This window comes from Nostoc sp. T09, from assembly GCF_002154695.1.
Lineage (GTDB): Bacteria > Cyanobacteriota > Cyanobacteriia > Cyanobacteriales > Nostocaceae > Aulosira.
On the sequence record NZ_MTAV01000061.1, the window covers coordinates 1 to 16207 of the forward strand.

Consider the following 16207-nt stretch of genomic DNA (forward strand, 5'->3'; position numbering starts at 1 on the left):
AGAATTCAGGAGTTAGAATTCAGAATTCAGAAGTAAAACAGTCTTTATGCTTGGGTTTGAAGCCTAGGATCTGTACTTCACTAACTTGAAATTTGTTGTAAGTGTAAAGTCGATATTGTCCACCCTATATATATTTCAAATATCTAAATCATTAATGAATAATAAAATTCCCGACTTTCTTGCAGAAGTCGGGAATTTTATTCGACAAAAATCATTAGACTAAAATGCGATCGATCGCCCATCCGCAAGCAGTGCAAAAAAGCGATGCCTACGGCGGGCTACGCCTACGCTATGTCAAAATTAATCAGAAGAGTTTTTTCTTTTATCTTAATTAAAGTGCTTCTGGTGGAGAAATATCAGGTCCGACTATGACACTAGTTGTACTAGACTTGATTCCTGGTTTAGCAGTTGCTTCAGTTTTCTGTTTTGACTGAGATAACGATGAAGAGAGGTTACTATCCACATCAACATGCAGAGTTTTGTCGGAGTTGGCTTGTTGAGACATTAAGGATAATCCTCCCACTGCTCCAGCAACGAGCGCTGTATAACCAACATACAAATGCATCGGGCGGATTTCAAGCCCCGACACCCCAGACGCTTTTTTCGCTTGACACCAAGAAGGCAAAACTGATTTGACTGTCTCAAGTTTAGGTAAAGAAGCTGCTAAGGCTGTACCATTTAGCCCTAAAGCATTGCCTGTGATGCGTATAAAACCACGAATAAATACATCTTCTGGTAATAAATCTAAATTAGCATTTTCTAACGCCTCCATATGATGGAGTGGTATGAGAGTATATGCTTGCAGTTGCATCAAAGATAATCCTCTAGACTCACGAGCTTGCCGGAGTTGTTGACTTATTTGACGCAAACTTACTGCATATTCTTCAGCTACGGTTAGCTTATTTTGTTCAGCATTAGACGTTTGTTTATTTAAATTAAACCGCTTCATCCATGCTGCTGGAAATTTAGATTCTTGAGTTTTTGGTAAATCTACAGATGTGTTCGTCTGTGAAGGTAAATTACCCTTATTGCTATTTGCAATCGATTCTGGTGCGTGTGATTTAATACTTGTTAATCGCTGTGTCTGATTTTTTAAATCTTCCTGTTCAACACTGGCAGAAATACTAGTTACATCTGCCTTTGGACTACTATCTGCAACTTGCTGACCATGTGTTGCAAATTGCTGAAATGCTAAACCAATTGCTTCCCGACTGACAGCTTTAAATAACATTTTGGCTTGCTCAGCTGATGATCCTAGCAACTGCTGTAAGGTAGCTAAAGCACGGCGATAAACCTTACTACGATGCAATTCAGCTTCAATTTCGCCAAGTAGCGATCGCAATTCATCTTGAGAAATTTCAATAGGAGTATTTCCAGGAATTGTTACTAAATATACAGGAGTCATAGCCATAATTTTATTCTCTTCCAGTACTGGAGTAGATAGTAGTTCCACCTGTATAATTTCTACGACTATTGGCTAACTTATCCGGATTGTTATATATTATTTTTTTACCTGTTTGGGTCTAAATTTGCAAAATAAAAAGATTTTCTAAATATATTAATACCACCATATTAGTTACTGTAGCCTGCGTAGAGCCGCTACGTATCTATGGATGCACAAATTAATGTAATTACGAGATTTTATTAAACAAGATTATATTAAACTAGAGTGGCAATAAACCTACCATAAGAAATAGTTTAAAAGTTGAGAAGAGAATTTATTATATGTAGAAACTTGAATAATAGCTTTCATAAGGTAGTTAACGTTTTGCATAATTTTTATTAGCCATTTAATTACCTGGGAGCATAAACTTGTTGAACAAAATCATCTATCCATTGCATATATTCCCCACCAGCTACATCTGCTACGTCATTGTGTCCTGCGTCAGGAACTAAAATCAGCTTTTTGGTTTCAGGCGTAATCGCATACAGTTGTTGACTCATGAAAAACGGCACACTCGAATCGGCGGTGCCGTGAATAAATAAAACTGGCATTTTTAACTTCGGTAATTTTTTTTTGATTCAAAGCGCTGTGTCAGAATTAAATTGACGGGGAACATCCAAAACAAGTTCCTGTAGGCTACTACCTCGCGAATGGAGGTGAAAGAACTTTCCACAATTAATCCAGCAGCATTTGGATGTTTGACTGCCAGATCAATGGCTATTGCACCTCCCAAAGAATGCCCGTAAACAAAGATCTGCCCTGGTGGAATTTGTAGTTGCTGTACCAGGTAATTCCAAGCTGTGGCTGCATCTTGATAAACTCTCCTTTCATTAGGAAAAGTACCTTCACTGCGTCCATAACCCCGATAGTCAATAAGCAATACAGAAAAGCCTAGTTGATAAAACCGATAGGCATGAGCAATATTTGCACCAATATTGATACCGTTACCATGCAGATACAGCAACACTTTGGCATTCGAGTGCTTAGCTTTGAGCCACCAACCGTGGATGTGTTCCACTCTACGCGATCGCATCGGTACTGGTAACCAAACTTCTTCATAAGCAACATTAAACAGCGCTGGTGTCTCTTGAATGACATTAGAAGGAAAAAAGATAAACCGCGGTTGCTGAATAAAAAGTAACAGACAAAATCCACAATAGGCGATCGCGGCAATAATACCTAAATAAAGTAGTACCTTTAATAAAAAATCTAATGGTAGTTGCAGCTTGTCTATTCTCATGTACATAATTGGGTAAAATTACTAGTATTTATAAACACAACAATTTTCTTACCTGGTAGCTTAGAAACGCTCCAGCTAAGATAAACCCGAACATAAAATTTTAATGAGTTTGAGTTATCAGTAAGATTATATACAAAAATTTACAAAAATTCACTATGCCAGAAGTAAGTTTTCAAACAAGACTGAGAATAAACAACTTACGAGAAATTTAAGCAGGTCTCATAGTGGGTTACGTCATCACAGATAAAAACATCGTGGTGCTATGTCTATTGCAATTAAAAAAATATCCAGATCTCTGTCTTACCAAAAGCTTTTCTATGTTCCGTTCCCGGATAAATTATTGTTTTATTGCACTGATAAAGCAAAATTCCCGAATTTTTGAAAATTCGGGAATCTCGTAGCTCGTCATAATTAATGTATTTGAATACTATTCCTGCATCAAAAGCCTCTATTTTTAAGAAAATTGTGGTTGATGGATATGCCAGGAAGTTGATTGCTCATAGGCGTAAGCTACCTGAAACAGTTGATCTTCTCGCAGCACTCTGCCAATTAGCTGCAATCCAATAGGTAGCCCTTGCTCATCAAATCCGCACGGTACACTTAAGCCTGGTAAACCCGCAAGGTTTACAGGAATAGTCATCAAGTCAGTTAAGTACATGCTCAAGGGATCTGTAGTTTTTTCTCCAGCTTTAAATGCTGTAGTGGGAGCAGTAGGAGAAACTAACACATCAACTTGTTCAAATGCTCTTTCAAAGTCTTGCTTAATCAGAGTGCGGACTTTTTGAGCTTTGAGATAGTAAGCATCGTAATAGCCAGCAGAAAGCGCGTAAGTGCCAATCATAATCCGCCGTTTCACTTCTGTACCAAAACCAGACGCGCGGGTACGAGTGTACATTGACAGCAGATTCTCTGCATCAGGAGCACGCAAACCATACTTCACACCATCATAGCGAGCTAGGTTGGCAGAAGCTTCCGATGGGGCAATGATGTAGTAGCTAGGTAAGCCATACCGGAAGCGGGGACAGGAAACTATATGAATTTCTGCTCCCAAATGTTGCAGTTGATCGATCGCTTTGGTAACTGCTTGTTCTACCACTGAGTCTAAGCCTTCACCAAAAGTTTCTTTGATGATACCTATTCTCAGCTTTCTTCTAGCTTTCAAGTCTGGTTTTAAACTAGCCGCATAATCAGGAATTTCTACTTTGAGGCTAGTTGAATCTTTGGGATCGTAACCTGCGATCGCATTTAATAATATTGCCGCATCTTCTACTGTGCGGCCAAAGGGTCCTATTTGATCCAAAGATGAAGCATAAGCCACCAAACCGTAACGAGAAACTAATCCGTAAGTTGGTTTTAGCCCAACTACACCACAGAACGAAGCAGGTTGACGAATTGAGCCGCCAGTATCAGAACCAAGGGCAACAACACATTCTTCTGCCGCTACCGCCGCTGCTGAACCGCCCGAAGAACCACCAGGAATCCGCGATAAATCCCAAGGATTAGCAGTGACTTGGTAGGCAGAGTTTTCTGTAGAACTGCCCATTGCAAACTCATCCAAGTTTGTTTTTCCTACCATCACAGCGCCAGCATCTGCTAGTTTTTGCGTTACCGTTGATTCATAAGGCGGCACAAAATTTTCTAAAATCCGGGAGGCGCAAGTGGTGGTAATACCTTTGGTACAGAGATTATCTTTGATACCAATAGGAATCCCTGCTAGCAGTCCGATTTCTTCACCAGCAGCGATTTTAGCATCCACTGCACGAGCCTGCTCTAACGCCTGCGGTGCAGTTACACACAAGAAACTGTGCAATTTCGGCTCTAACGCTTGGATGCGGTCTAAAGCTTCTTGGGTAATTTCAACGGCAGAACGTTCTTTTTTAATTAGTTGTTCGTGCAACTCGCGGATGGATGCCATGATTGCTCCCTTTGTGACTCAAGTCCTTGATTTTAGTACATTATGATTGGGCATGGGTCATTGAGAATTAGGCATGGGGGAGGCAGTGCGGTCTTGGGGTTTCCCCAAGTGGAGCAACTGCCGTCATTGGTTATTTCCCCCAGTTCCCAGTACCTAAATTTTGCCTATTTTCGTGTAAGAGTATAGCAGTGTTCGCCCTGGAATAGATTTTGTAGTATGGGCATTGGCTAGTTTAAAATCTTGATAACTTTATAAATTAAAGCATTTTATAGATTTACTTAAGGAATTAATAAAAAAATGGTCAAAATAGTTACACGTAAATTATTGAGCGAACAAAATGTTTATGACATTGGAGTTGAGCGCGACCATAATTTTGCTATCAAAAATGGTTTGATAGCTTCCAATTGTTTCAATAAATCACATTCAACTGCCTATGGTTATGTAACTTATCAAACAGCGTATTTAAAAGCTAATTACCCGTTGGAATATATGGCGGCACTGTTAACGGCTAACAGTGGAGACACCGACAAGGTGCAAAAATATATTGCCACCTGTATGAGTATGAACATTCAAATCGAACCACCAGATATTAATCGCTCTGGTGTAGATTTTACGCCAGCAGCAGAAAAAATATTGTTTGGATTTTCCGCAGTTCGGAATGTGGGGCAGAATGCGATCGCTTCTATTTTAGAAGCTAGAAACGAAGGTGGAGAGTTTAAATCTCTGGGGGATTTTTGCGATCGCGTGGATCTGCGTGCTGTTAACCGCAGGACTTTGGAGTCGCTGATTTCTTGTGGCGCTTTTGATAAAATCCAACCCAACCGTCACCAGCTCATGCAGGATTTACCGTTAGTCTATGATTGGGCACAATCCCGTGCCAAAGACAGAGCCAGCGGGCAAGGAAGTATCTTTGATTTATTAGGGGGATTTGCTTCTACTAATAATAAAACTGCCAATAATGCGTTTGAAATTGCTCCTAAAGCTCAAGCTGTTTCCGATTTTCCTCCACAAGAAAAATTACGGATGGAAAAAGAACTTTTGGGCTTTTATGTATCAGACCATCCTCTAAAATCTATTAAGCAATCATCTCTAGTTTTAGCTCCAATTAACCTGTCACAGCTTGGTGAGCAACGAGAAGACACAATGCTTTGTGCTGTTGTCATGCTCAATGGTGTAAAGAAAGTTATCACCAAAAAAGGCGACCCAATGGCAATTTTGCAAGTTGAAGATTTAACTTCTCAATCAGAAGCAGTGGTCTTTCCTAAAAATTACGAACGTATTAGTTCCTTGCTCCAAGTTGATGCCAGATTGATTATTTGGGGTAAAGTCGACCGACGAGATGAACAAACTCAATTTATTGTTGAAGATGCTGAAGTAGTTGATACTGTAAAACTGGTAATGGTAGAATTAACTCCCCTACAAGCAGTCAACATTGAAGAACGCGATCGCTTAAGAAATATTTTGAAAGAACAATCAGGAGACAAAGACAAGGCAAAAATACCTGTGATTGGCATAGTACAAGCTGGAAATTCTCGTCAACTTGTCCGTTTTGGTAGACAATTTTGGGTACAAGATTCTCTTAGCGCTGTTATCGCTCTTCAAAATGCCAGATTCCCAGCTCATATCAAACCGCTTACTGGTAGTTGAAACCAGGAAATCACAAGTTAACTAGGTTTTATTAGATACTACCTTTACAGCGTCATTACTGAGATTTTTTGAATTAGCTTGACATAAGATTTACTACTCCGTCAACAGTATATAGCCGGAGATAAAAGGCTGTTTAGTCTGTTTTTTGGTTACTTATGCGGATGATATCTTCCCGTAATACATGGTATCTTTTGATGCCATGCCATTTTGGCAATAGCCAGGGGAAGGAGCTAAGATTTGATGATCATCAATGATCTAGATAAATTTGTCTCATATTGTAAAAGAATTCAACCCCAAACGCAGGAAGATATCAAAAAATTTTTTGAAGGGGTGATTTTTTTTCCATATGACAAAGAACTTCTATTACAAGCTTATTTATTTCTAAATCTTAAGAAATTTTTTCCTTCATGCTCTGAATTGTTGTTATTTGAGAAGTCACCAATTGCAGATTATACTGATTTAGGAAAATGTGATTTTGTTTACCTTACAAATCGAGGTAATCTGTTTTTAATAGAAACTAAATTTATTGATACAGAAGCAACAGGAGCCACAGAAAGAAAAAGAAGAAATAAGCATAGAAACAAAGTATTTGAGCAGGTTATTACTTTAAAAGGCCGATTCAGTGAATATTGGCATATCAAACCTGAGCAATTGGAGTGTGGTGTTTTTACCACAGATCCAGAAGTTGATTGGCGAGGTAATGGTGTAAATGTAATAACTAAATCAGTAACTATAGAGCATCTGGAAGAATGGCGGAAAAATTATCAAATAAATAATTAAATTTATAATTATCTGTATTGGGGAAGGCTACCAGCAGATGTGAAAAGTTTACTTTATAAAAAGTCTAACTTTTTTATAATATAGCCAACTTATTTGTTTCATGAATTTAATCTTAGAGGTAGGCAATAGGTAGCAGAGAAAGAATAAAAATAAGTATGTCTTTTTTCCAAAAATCAAAGATGATTCCTATATACGCAAATGAATTATACGTAGCTATTAATTGCTTCCATAACTTTTTATAACAGTTTTTTCAACTTGGTCCCAATAATTGGCTGCTGTGTCATGCTGAAAAGTGAGAGTTAATTCGGTGACCTTGTTTGTTTTTATTATTCATAGGCTTTATTCCTTTTGGTATTCACAGACTATTCTCCGAAATCTAAATCTCTACACACTCATGATTTTGGGAATAATCTATGTCAGTTTATGTAGGCAATCTTTCTTACGAAGTTACAGAAGAGAGTTTGAGCGCTGTGTTTGCAGAATATGGTTCTGTTAAGCGGGTTCAGCTACCTACTGACCGTGAAACAGGTCGTATGCGTGGCTTTGGTTTTATAGAAATGGGTACGGATGCTGAAGAAACAGCTGCCATTGAAGCTCTTGATGGTGCTGAGTGGATGGGACGTGACCTGAAAGTGAATAAGGCTAAACCCAGAGAAGACAGAGGTTCGTTTGGTGGTGAACGTAGAAACAACAACTTCCGTAACCGCTACTAAGCGTTATCAATTTAGCTATTGAAGCTAATACTAATTTGAAAAATGATTGCGACAGATGGAAATCTAAAACGCTTATACAATAAATGTTTCACAATCCAAAATCTGTCTTGGAAAGTTTGCTACGGAGGGAAACCCTCCTGGTAACGCCAGTTGCTACCCTGCGGGAACGCTTACCTTAGCCTTCGGCAACCCCTACCCTGCGGGAAGGGCTACGCCCAACGGGGAACGGGAACGGCTCCGCCGAACAGCGAACAAGCCGGAAAACCCTTTCGGCAGTTGCTCATGGGGGACTCGGGGTCCCCTCTGGGGATTGGGGGCGAACCCCCAAGACCGCACTGCCTCAACTTTTCGCAAAATCTAAAATCCAAAATGGTATAAGCCATTGAAAACGAAAATTAATTAAATTTAAGTATCAGCTCAGGCAGGAATGCTTGAGCCTTTTTAATCCAAAATATAATTCTTTTGTGAGATAAAACTTCTAGCAAGGCCGGGTTTTCAAGGCACAAATCTGAAATCTAATTTTTATAGTACAAATATACTATTTAACTGTTAAAATGCCTGAACAGCCAATTAGTCTTGTCAGAGGAATCATGAGAGAAATTAAAGACAGCGACAAAAAACCTTTTGCTACGCCTATTTCACCGCCACAGGTAAAAACAATAACTACTGCGATCGCGCCATTGCAATTTCCAGAGAATGATATTGGTAATGAATGGGAGCGTTTAGTAGCACAAGTGCAATGCATCAATCAAATGGCCGCGCAGTTAGAAGCAATGATCTTGGAATTCAAAACGATAGCTGGCACACTGCAAGAGAAAGGTCAGCCATACAAAAGCATTTGTCAGTATTTGCCAGTTAGCGTCCCTTGGGTACTACAAAAGCCAGACGAGTCATTTATCCTGACGATGCGAAAAGTAGATATCTTTCATGCAGAAAGAGAAGCAGCACAGCTAGCACAGCAACTTCGTCTGCAAAGCCGAAAAAAAGAATGGCGATCGTAGTAGCACAGAAAACTGAAGAACCATAATTTTTTCTCAAGACTGTTAATCAACAAATCTTAAAGATATGAAGGTGCAACTAAAGCCCAACCCATAAACTGTAAAAGTTATGCTGATTAAAGTGGTAGTCGATAATTCTTACCCAAAGTCGCTAGTACCACACGCCATTGTCGTCTGCAAAAACTTTACTTCCAAGGCGCAAAGGCGGAACTGTCCTAATAGTTGCACTCACGACAATAACGATAGTGCAATGTCGGGGACGATTAATCAGCAAATAAAAGAGGTAAAGAAAAAGTGTTAAGGACTCTTTTGGTGATTGCCATTGGTTTCCTACCATCCCTGTTCTCCCTGTGGATAATCCGCAAAACTCATTTGCGGACACGTTTAAGGATGAGACAAGCAGCTATGAACGTTACGGGAGTGCGGGTAAGGCAAGATATTAGGCCAGTTGAGGGCGATGCCTGCGGCAACCCCTACCCTTCGGGAACGACTTCGTCGAACGGGGAACGCTACTATCTAGAAGGGGTGGGTTATCTAGTTGGCGACATCAGCTGCAAATTTAATGCGAGATCCGGCTATATTCGCTGTGCTGTTAATCCCAACGGTCCATGTCAGGGATGCCGTCACTACGAACCCAAGGAATTAGTTGGCAGTGAGCATAGGACTTAAAATATTTAACCCTGTGCACTTTCCTTTCATAGGAAAGACTGAAGTAAACTTATTTAATTTAGACCATGCACTTTTAAAGGAACTTTTTAGAAAATAGTTAGATTTTGTGAACTAATTGATATTAGATAATCAAATGATGACGTCAATTAATTAACACCACATCTGTTTATCTATAGCAATCTTAAATGAGTTGTGAAATTACTCGTTAAGGCAGGGAACAGGTGAAGCAGTGACGGGTACGCAGGAGAGCCACTGCGTTGCAGTGAATCCAGCGCTGTGGGAGGGTTTCCAACGCCTTTCGGGTGACGCTCCGAGGAACGAGCGTCACCCGAAGGGATGTTGTAGCAACTGGCGTCGGGTTTCTCGGCTTGTACTCCAAAGGAGAACCCGTTCGCGTAGCGTCTCCGTTAGGAGAAGGATAGCAAATGGCGTGGTTTCCCCCATCAGCAACTGCACCAAGCCGTTCGCTGAAAGCGTTCCCGTACCCCTCCGGGGAAGCAAGCTACGCGTAGCGTCTCCGCAGGAGAAGGGTAGGGGAACAGAGGAAAAACAAACTACAAATTTACTTTATTTTTTCACAAATGAAATAGGACTGCTATATTAAGGCGATTGAGATGATTTTGGCAGACTGAGTAACTAGAACTTATTATAAATTCCATGACAATTTATTTTTACACCGTTCGCGAACAATATGGCTGTTTCTCGAACTTCTCACCCCACGGGTTTGAGTTAGATGAGTTATATTGGCCTACCAGCGAACACTATTTCCAAGCACAAAAATTCGTTGGAACCTTGCATGTAGAACAAATCCGGTTAGTAAAAAATCCTAAGGAAGCAGCAAGGATGGGGCGTGAAAGAAGCCGTCCTCTGCGCCAAGATTGGGAACAAGTTAAAGACGACATTATGCGCAAAGCTGTACTACGCAAATTTGAAACTCATGCAGATATTAAGGAAATTCTGTTTTCCACAGGTAATGAAGAAATCATCGAAAACTCTCCTATTGATTTTTACTGGGGTTGTGGATCTGATGGGAGTGGTAAAAATATGTTAGGAATAATTTTAATGGAAGTTAGAGAAATACTTCGTTCCATCTAAAGTGCAGAGGTTGGAATATATCTGTAAAATAATGTTGTTCTCTTCTTTACTGTCTCTCACCAAGTTCTAAAATAAGTATTGAGTAGCAAACAATTTCAAGGTGTAGCCCTGTTGCTGTAAAAGTGCGTTTATGCATCAATCATCCTTTGTTGCCTATTTATGGAGAATTAGGCTAAAGCTTGTATGCTAGCTATGAAACTTCTATTTGTTTTGTGAAGTTACTTATAGAAGCTGTTAACAGGGAACATGAAAGAAGCTAGATAGACGAGTGTGAAACTTTTCTAAAATAAAACCGGATTTTTATAGTACTGCACGGCAGAAATAAACCACTAATTGGAAATGTCTGTAACTCTTACCAATAGTTAATTACGAATTCCTAATTTTGCACAAAGATAATAGCGACTTCGAGTATTATATAACCTTTTGACCATACTTACTAACTTTAATCTTTAAAGGTCTCTTAACTCAAACTTAAAACAATTATATTTGCATAACAAACAACTAAAAATTAGTCATCTCTCAAAGGAGGAAAGCATTTATGTCTTTCTCAAAAAACAAAAAGAGATATTGCAAATGGTTTTGGGATGAATCCTTGGGAGGCGAATACGAGCATTGGGGCACTAGCACTTACTTTATGGAAGTTGGGCATGATTTATATGCCGTAAGGCAAATAGAAATTTACGAAAACGGTAATATCTTGTCTTATGATCGCAGCCACTTAACAGATGACTATGGTATGTTATGCGATAAGCAATTCAATGAAGAGGATCTCCTAGAATTTGCCATTACTAAGGCAGAATTTGAACAAATTTGGAATACCAAAATTCCAATAAATCGTTCAGTAGTCGATATCAAGGAAGAATAAATTACTTGCATGAAGATTTACTGAAGATTTTGGGAATACTAAAATATATCACCAAACTTCATAGGACTTGGTCGATGTCTACAGGCGGAAAAAACATAGATCCCTTAAAAGTTCCAACAAAATATGGAAAATTAAGAAAGAGCAACACCATTGCCCATGAATTTGACCAAGGTTTATCAGAAGAAACAATTTTTTCACAAGAAAGTAACTCCCAGCTATTAGAAGCATCCAAACTACTGCGGCAAGGAGTCAAACAGCAGCAAGCTGGCGATTTAATTGCTGCAATAAAGTCTTTAGAAGAATCTTTAGCGCTGTTTCAAGCAGTCGGGAATTCCCAAAAGCAGGAAAAAGTGCTTTCCTTTTTAGCATTAACAGTCTATACATCAGGGGACTACCAGAAAACTATCTCCTACTGCCAACAATGTCTTGCCTTAATGAAGGACACCTCAGATATAGCTGTGCGGATGCAAGTGCTTTCCCATTTAGGCAATGCTTATCGTCACCTCAACGACTATGACAAAGCCATTCAGTTTTTAGAAGATAGTTTGAAAATCACGCAGCAACAGCAAGATAAGCGAAGTCAAGTCGCAGCTCTAAATAATCTGGGTTTGGTTTATAAAGCTGTAGGTAACGTTGCAAAGGCAATTAAGTATCAAGAGCAAAGTTTAAAAATTGTCCAGGAACTCCAAGACAATTGGGGTGAAGAACAAGTACTCAAGAATTTAGGCAATGCTTGGTATGCATTGGACGACTACCCAAAAGCGATCGCTTACTATGAAAAGTGTGTAGTCATATCACGTTCTCTAAAAAATCTGCGTAGTGCTGTTCATGTACTCAAGAATTTGGGTAATGCCTGCTATGCCTTAGGTGATTATGCCAAAGCTATTATTTATTACGAAGAGCGTTGGCAATTAGCCAGAGAACTTCAAGACAACCGAAGTGAGGAACAGTCTCTAGGGAGTTTAGGAGTTGCTTGTGAAGCATTAGGTGACTACGCTAAAGCAATTACATACCATGAACAACGTTTGCTCTTAGCCAAGGCTATCAAAGATCGTCGCAGTCAAGAACAAGCCCTTGCCAGTCTAAGAGTTGCCTGTTACGCCTTAGGCGATTATGCCAAAGCAATGCAATACCAAACAATGGATCTTGACTGAAAATACTTTTGCTTTGCTCATGACTAATTGCTGCTGAAATAAACCGATACAACTGATACAATAAAAGTTCTGTAAATAACAATTTTCAGCAACAGTTGATTCCAAAAAAATCTCCTACAGGAGAAGTATTGCACCTAAATTAGACAGGTGCTACTGACCCCAACTTCCAGATTGTCATGAGCAGCGAAACCCAACTCAGCCTATTTGACGATTCAAGCTTCAATCAAAGAGATCTGATTCCTACAGACGCCAAAATTCCCATACCTGCCAATACCTATTCTGACATGACTGAGTTGGCACAGCACTGCAATCAGTGCCACCGTTGTGGTTTGGGAGACAATCGTACTCACGCTGTCGTTGGGCGTGGGAACCTCAAGGCACCAATTATGGTTGTGGGGGAAGCACCAGGGCAAAATGAAGACGAAACAGGTTTACCATTTGTAGGCAGATCGGGGCAGCTGCTAGAGAAAATATTGGCATCTGTGAGTTTAAGTACTGAGAATGATGTATATATTGCCAATATCAATAAATGTCGTCCACCAGAGAACCGAGTTCCTACTACTGAAGAAATGGCGGCTTGCTTGCCCTACTTATTGGAACAAATTCGGCTCGTAGATCCAAAAATTATTTTGTTAACTGGTGCAACTGCGGTTAAAGGCTTAACAGGCGATAAGCGTGGTATTACTAAAATTCGTGGACAGTGGATAGAGTGGCAAGGACGTTTGTGTATGCCAATTTTCCACCCTTCCTACTTACTGCGGAACCCTTCTCGGGAAGTAGGCGGTCCCAAATGGTTGATGTGGCAAGACATACAGGCAGTTCGTGCTAAATATGATGAAATTCATTAAAAAGGTTTACTGCGCATCCGTATACTTCCTGCCTGACAATCCCGCAGCCAAATATTAATCGCTTGCGCAATAGCGCTGTTGCTACTATCTCGTGGCGGAGACGGCGGTTGTTGCTTTGGAGATGAACCAGTTTGGGTAAACATCATTACCAAACGCCAACCATTTTGAGTTTTAGTCAACAGTAGCCAATGGAATTCTTGTAATTCCACCGCTTTTCCACTTATATACTGCCGCTCTAAAGTAGTAAAGAATACTTGGTCGACTCCTGATGCTGTACTTTTGGAGGTATCTGCGGTGTCAATCCCAGGATTCAGGGGCAAAGGCGTAAACTCAGGTCTACCTGCAACTAGCATGTAGCTGTAAACTTCACTACTTCTGCTACGACGGCGGGCACGTTGCGTAACCCGGTTGGTATAACTAGGTAAATCCCGTAATAGATAAGTAGTTAAACTATCTAAATTATGCTCCGAGCAAGAAGACGCTGCCTTATTATTAATCACACCTTTATCCGGTGACGGAGATGGGTTCTGCGACAATGCTAAGTTATCAATACTACTTGCTATTACCAGCCAGAAGCCACAAACAGTAAACCATAAGCTACCCTTGCCTTTTCTGATTGAAGAGGACGCGGATAATGAAGAATATCTTCCGTTGAATGCGAATGCTTTCACGAAAGCGGATTTATCCTTAGAGGCAAAAAAAAGTATTCCTTGTTTGGTGGGGTTTACCCGTGTCTTCGTGTCTCTTTGTCCCCGCGTCTTCTTTATTCCTGCCTTCATGCCACTGTGGTTATCTCCTCAGAAATTCTCTTCCAAGCTAACTCAGGGTCAGCAGCAGTAGTAATAGGACGCCCAATTACTAGGTAATCGGCACCCGCTTTGATTGCTTGTGCAGGAGTGAGCGATCGCTTTTGATCTGCCTTGTCTGACCAAGTAGGGCGGACTCCGGGACAAACTAACAGAAAATCATCCCCGCAAGTTTGTCGTAGTTGTGCTACTTCTTGAGGTGAACACACTGCCCCATCTAATCCGGTTTCTTGAGCTATTAGTGCCATCTCTAGGGCATATTCTGGCAGTTCTACGGGAATTTTTAAATCGAATGCCAACTGCCTAGCAGAAATACTTGTCAGCAGCGTAATAGCAATTAATTTTGGCGGTTGAACACCCGTCTGTGCTGCCCCTGTTTGTACTGCCTCAGTTGCCGCTTTTAAGGCATCCTTACCAGCAGTAGCATGAATTGTCAGCAAATCTACCTCATAACGAGCCGCAGCCTGACAAGCACCAGCAACAGTGTTGGGGATGTCATGAAACTTTAAGTCCAGGAAAATGCGCTTTTGCCGGGACTTAAGCAGTTCGAGGATTTTAGGCCCAGTGCTGGTAAATAACTCCAAACCAACTTTCCAGAAACCAACTTGGGGAAGTCGATCCACAAGGGCGATCGCACTCTGCAAATCTGACACATCCAAAGGTATAATAATTCGCTGCTCGGCTTTCATCGGCGTTTATCGGCGTACCCTGCGGGAAGCCACTTCGTGTCTATATCGGGGTTCATTTCATACATTAAGATACTAAGCGCACAAACTTGTTTTTCCCCACTTGCAAAACTCTCCCAGATAAGTCACTAGGCTGCTCAAAAGTGGTATCGACATTAGTAATGCGATCGCCATCTATGTACACCCCACCCTCTTGAATTTTGCGTTTTCCTTCCCCACTACTTTTGCACAAGCCACTAGCATTGAGCAGATAAGCCAACTTGACGGGAAACTGGGATATGCCAGCTAGAGAAAATTCTGGTAATGCACCTTTTTGTCCACCACTGTCTACTACTTCTTTAGCCTTATTCGCCGCTGCTTCGCCGTGATATTGGTTGACAACTTCCCATGCTAGAAGTAATTGGCGATCGCGTGGTTTTTCGGGCAGTTTCTCTAAAGCTAAATCTGTCAATAGCTCAAAATATTGTTCTAGTAGTTGATCGGGAACTCCCTGCAATTTTTGATATTTCTCAGATGGGTGTTCCGATAAGCCCACATAATTACCTAAAGACTTAGACATTTTTTGCACACCATCTGTACCAATTAAAATCGGCAGCAGTAATCCAAACTGGGGTTTTTGTCCAAAATGACGTTGCAAATCTCGCCCCACAGCAATGTTAAATTTTTGATCAGTCCCGCCTAACTCCACATCTGCCTCAACTGCGACCGAATCATATCCCTGCATCAACGGATAAAGGAACTCATGAAGGAAAATCGGATTCTCTTTTTTATAACGTTCTGCAAATCCTTCCTTGGCCAACATCTGCCCCACCGTCATCGTAGAGAGTAACTCTAAAATTTTCCCCAAATCAAGTCGGGAAAGCCATTCGGAGTTATAGCGTACCTCTAATCTCCCAGGTGTGTCAAAATCCAATATAGGACGTACTTGATCAAGATAAGTCTGGGCATTTTGCGCTACCTCTGCCTCTGTCAGTTGGCGACGCACCTCAGACTTACCAGTCGGATCGCCAATGCGAGCCGTAAAATCCCCAATAATTAGAACTGCTGTATGACCTGCATCTTGAAAAGCTCGCAGTTTTCTTACCGGTATGCTATGACCAAGATGAATATCAGCACCCGTTGGATCAATGCCCAATTTGACCCTTAAAGGTCTGCTTGTAGTTGCCAAGCGCTTTTCTAAACTTTCACTTTCGTTGTCAGCATCAGTTGGTTGTGGGAAAATTTCCACAATACCACGACGCAACCAAGTAAAATCTTGCGCCATACTAGAAGATTCGCTATTAATTAAGCTTTGGGCTGGAGAAGTTGGGTTGGTTGTATTCACTGGCAATTTGTCCGTTCTCTTAT

Annotated in this window: 14 protein-coding genes and 1 pseudogene; 9 read left to right on the forward strand and 6 right to left on the reverse strand. The window is 40.7% G+C overall.

Features of this window, described 5'->3' with window-relative positions; translation table 11 throughout:
* Positions 1 to 331: 331 nt before the first annotated feature.
* The 3 genes and pseudogenes from BV372_RS14280 to gatA all read right to left on the reverse strand — a co-directional run bounded on the left by BV372_RS14280 (position 332) and on the right by gatA (position 4599).
* On the reverse strand, positions 332 to 1453 hold the full coding sequence (locus BV372_RS14280) for a RodZ family helix-turn-helix domain-containing protein (RefSeq protein WP_306298973.1): 1122 nt from the start codon (positions 1451 to 1453) through the stop codon (positions 332 to 334).
* Between the two features lie 341 nt (positions 1454 to 1794).
* Positions 1795 to 2684, reverse strand: a pseudogene (locus BV372_RS14285) (alpha/beta hydrolase).
* Positions 2685 to 3138: 454 nt separating this feature from the next.
* Positions 3139 to 4599: an Asp-tRNA(Asn)/Glu-tRNA(Gln) amidotransferase subunit GatA gene (gene gatA / locus BV372_RS14290; protein ID WP_086687166.1), complete on the reverse strand. Its 1461-nt coding sequence runs from the start codon at positions 4597 to 4599 to the stop codon at positions 3139 to 3141.
* 297 nt (positions 4600 to 4896) lie between these two features.
* Between gatA and BV372_RS14295 the strand changes: the two genes are divergently transcribed.
* The 9 genes from BV372_RS14295 to BV372_RS14335 all read left to right on the forward strand — a co-directional run bounded on the left by BV372_RS14295 (position 4897) and on the right by BV372_RS14335 (position 13368).
* A complete protein-coding gene (locus BV372_RS14295; protein WP_086687167.1) occupies positions 4897 to 6246 on the forward strand; it encodes an OB-fold nucleic acid binding domain-containing protein in 1350 nt (449 codons plus the stop codon).
* A gap of 240 nt (positions 6247 to 6486) precedes the next feature.
* Complete coding sequence (locus BV372_RS14300; RefSeq protein WP_086687168.1) at positions 6487 to 7026, forward strand: hypothetical protein; 540 nt, start codon at positions 6487 to 6489, stop codon at positions 7024 to 7026.
* Between the two features lie 413 nt (positions 7027 to 7439).
* The gene (locus BV372_RS14305; protein ID WP_086687169.1) at positions 7440 to 7739 is read left to right on the forward strand and encodes an RNA-binding protein; all 300 of its coding nucleotides are present in this window, start codon (positions 7440 to 7442) and stop codon (positions 7737 to 7739) included.
* Between the two features lie 590 nt (positions 7740 to 8329).
* Positions 8330 to 8740 (forward strand): hypothetical protein, encoded by a 411-nt coding sequence (locus tag BV372_RS14310; protein ID WP_086687170.1) that lies wholly within the window; start codon positions 8330 to 8332, stop codon positions 8738 to 8740.
* Between the two features lie 291 nt (positions 8741 to 9031).
* Positions 9032 to 9406 (forward strand): DUF6464 family protein, encoded by a 375-nt coding sequence (locus BV372_RS14315; RefSeq protein ID WP_086687171.1) that lies wholly within the window; start codon positions 9032 to 9034, stop codon positions 9404 to 9406.
* Positions 9407 to 10063: 657 nt separating this feature from the next.
* On the forward strand, positions 10064 to 10501 hold the full coding sequence (locus BV372_RS14320) for an NADAR family protein (RefSeq protein WP_086687172.1): 438 nt from the start codon (positions 10064 to 10066) through the stop codon (positions 10499 to 10501).
* Positions 10502 to 11039: 538 nt separating this feature from the next.
* Positions 11040 to 11366 carry a hypothetical protein gene (locus tag BV372_RS14325; protein WP_086687173.1) on the forward strand — a complete coding sequence of 109 codons (327 nt, stop codon included), beginning with the start codon at positions 11040 to 11042 and terminating at the stop codon, positions 11364 to 11366.
* Between the two features lie 74 nt (positions 11367 to 11440).
* Positions 11441 to 12520, forward strand: a complete 1080-nt coding sequence (locus BV372_RS14330; RefSeq protein ID WP_086687174.1) for a tetratricopeptide repeat protein — start codon at positions 11441 to 11443, stop codon at positions 12518 to 12520.
* Positions 12521 to 12696: 176 nt separating this feature from the next.
* Complete coding sequence (locus BV372_RS14335) at positions 12697 to 13368, forward strand: uracil-DNA glycosylase family protein (RefSeq protein ID WP_086687175.1); 672 nt, start codon at positions 12697 to 12699, stop codon at positions 13366 to 13368.
* Here the strand turns inward: BV372_RS14335 and BV372_RS14340 are convergent.
* The 3 genes from BV372_RS14340 to tyrS all read right to left on the reverse strand — a co-directional run bounded on the left by BV372_RS14340 (position 13365) and on the right by tyrS (position 16124).
* Positions 13365 to 14147, reverse strand: coding sequence for a hypothetical protein (locus BV372_RS14340; RefSeq protein ID WP_256973217.1), 783 nt, complete (start codon positions 14145 to 14147; stop codon positions 13365 to 13367). The two genes, BV372_RS14335 and BV372_RS14340, sit on opposite strands and share 4 nt — an antisense overlap.
* Positions 14144 to 14863: an orotidine-5'-phosphate decarboxylase gene (gene pyrF, locus BV372_RS14345; protein ID WP_086687176.1), complete on the reverse strand. Its 720-nt coding sequence runs from the start codon at positions 14861 to 14863 to the stop codon at positions 14144 to 14146. The genes BV372_RS14340 and pyrF overlap by 4 nt, the downstream gene beginning before the upstream one ends.
* Positions 14864 to 14927: 64 nt before the next feature.
* On the reverse strand, positions 14928 to 16124 hold the full coding sequence (gene tyrS / locus BV372_RS14350) for a tyrosine--tRNA ligase (RefSeq protein WP_179198094.1): 1197 nt from the start codon (positions 16122 to 16124) through the stop codon (positions 14928 to 14930).
* Positions 16125 to 16207: the final 83 nt, after the last annotated feature.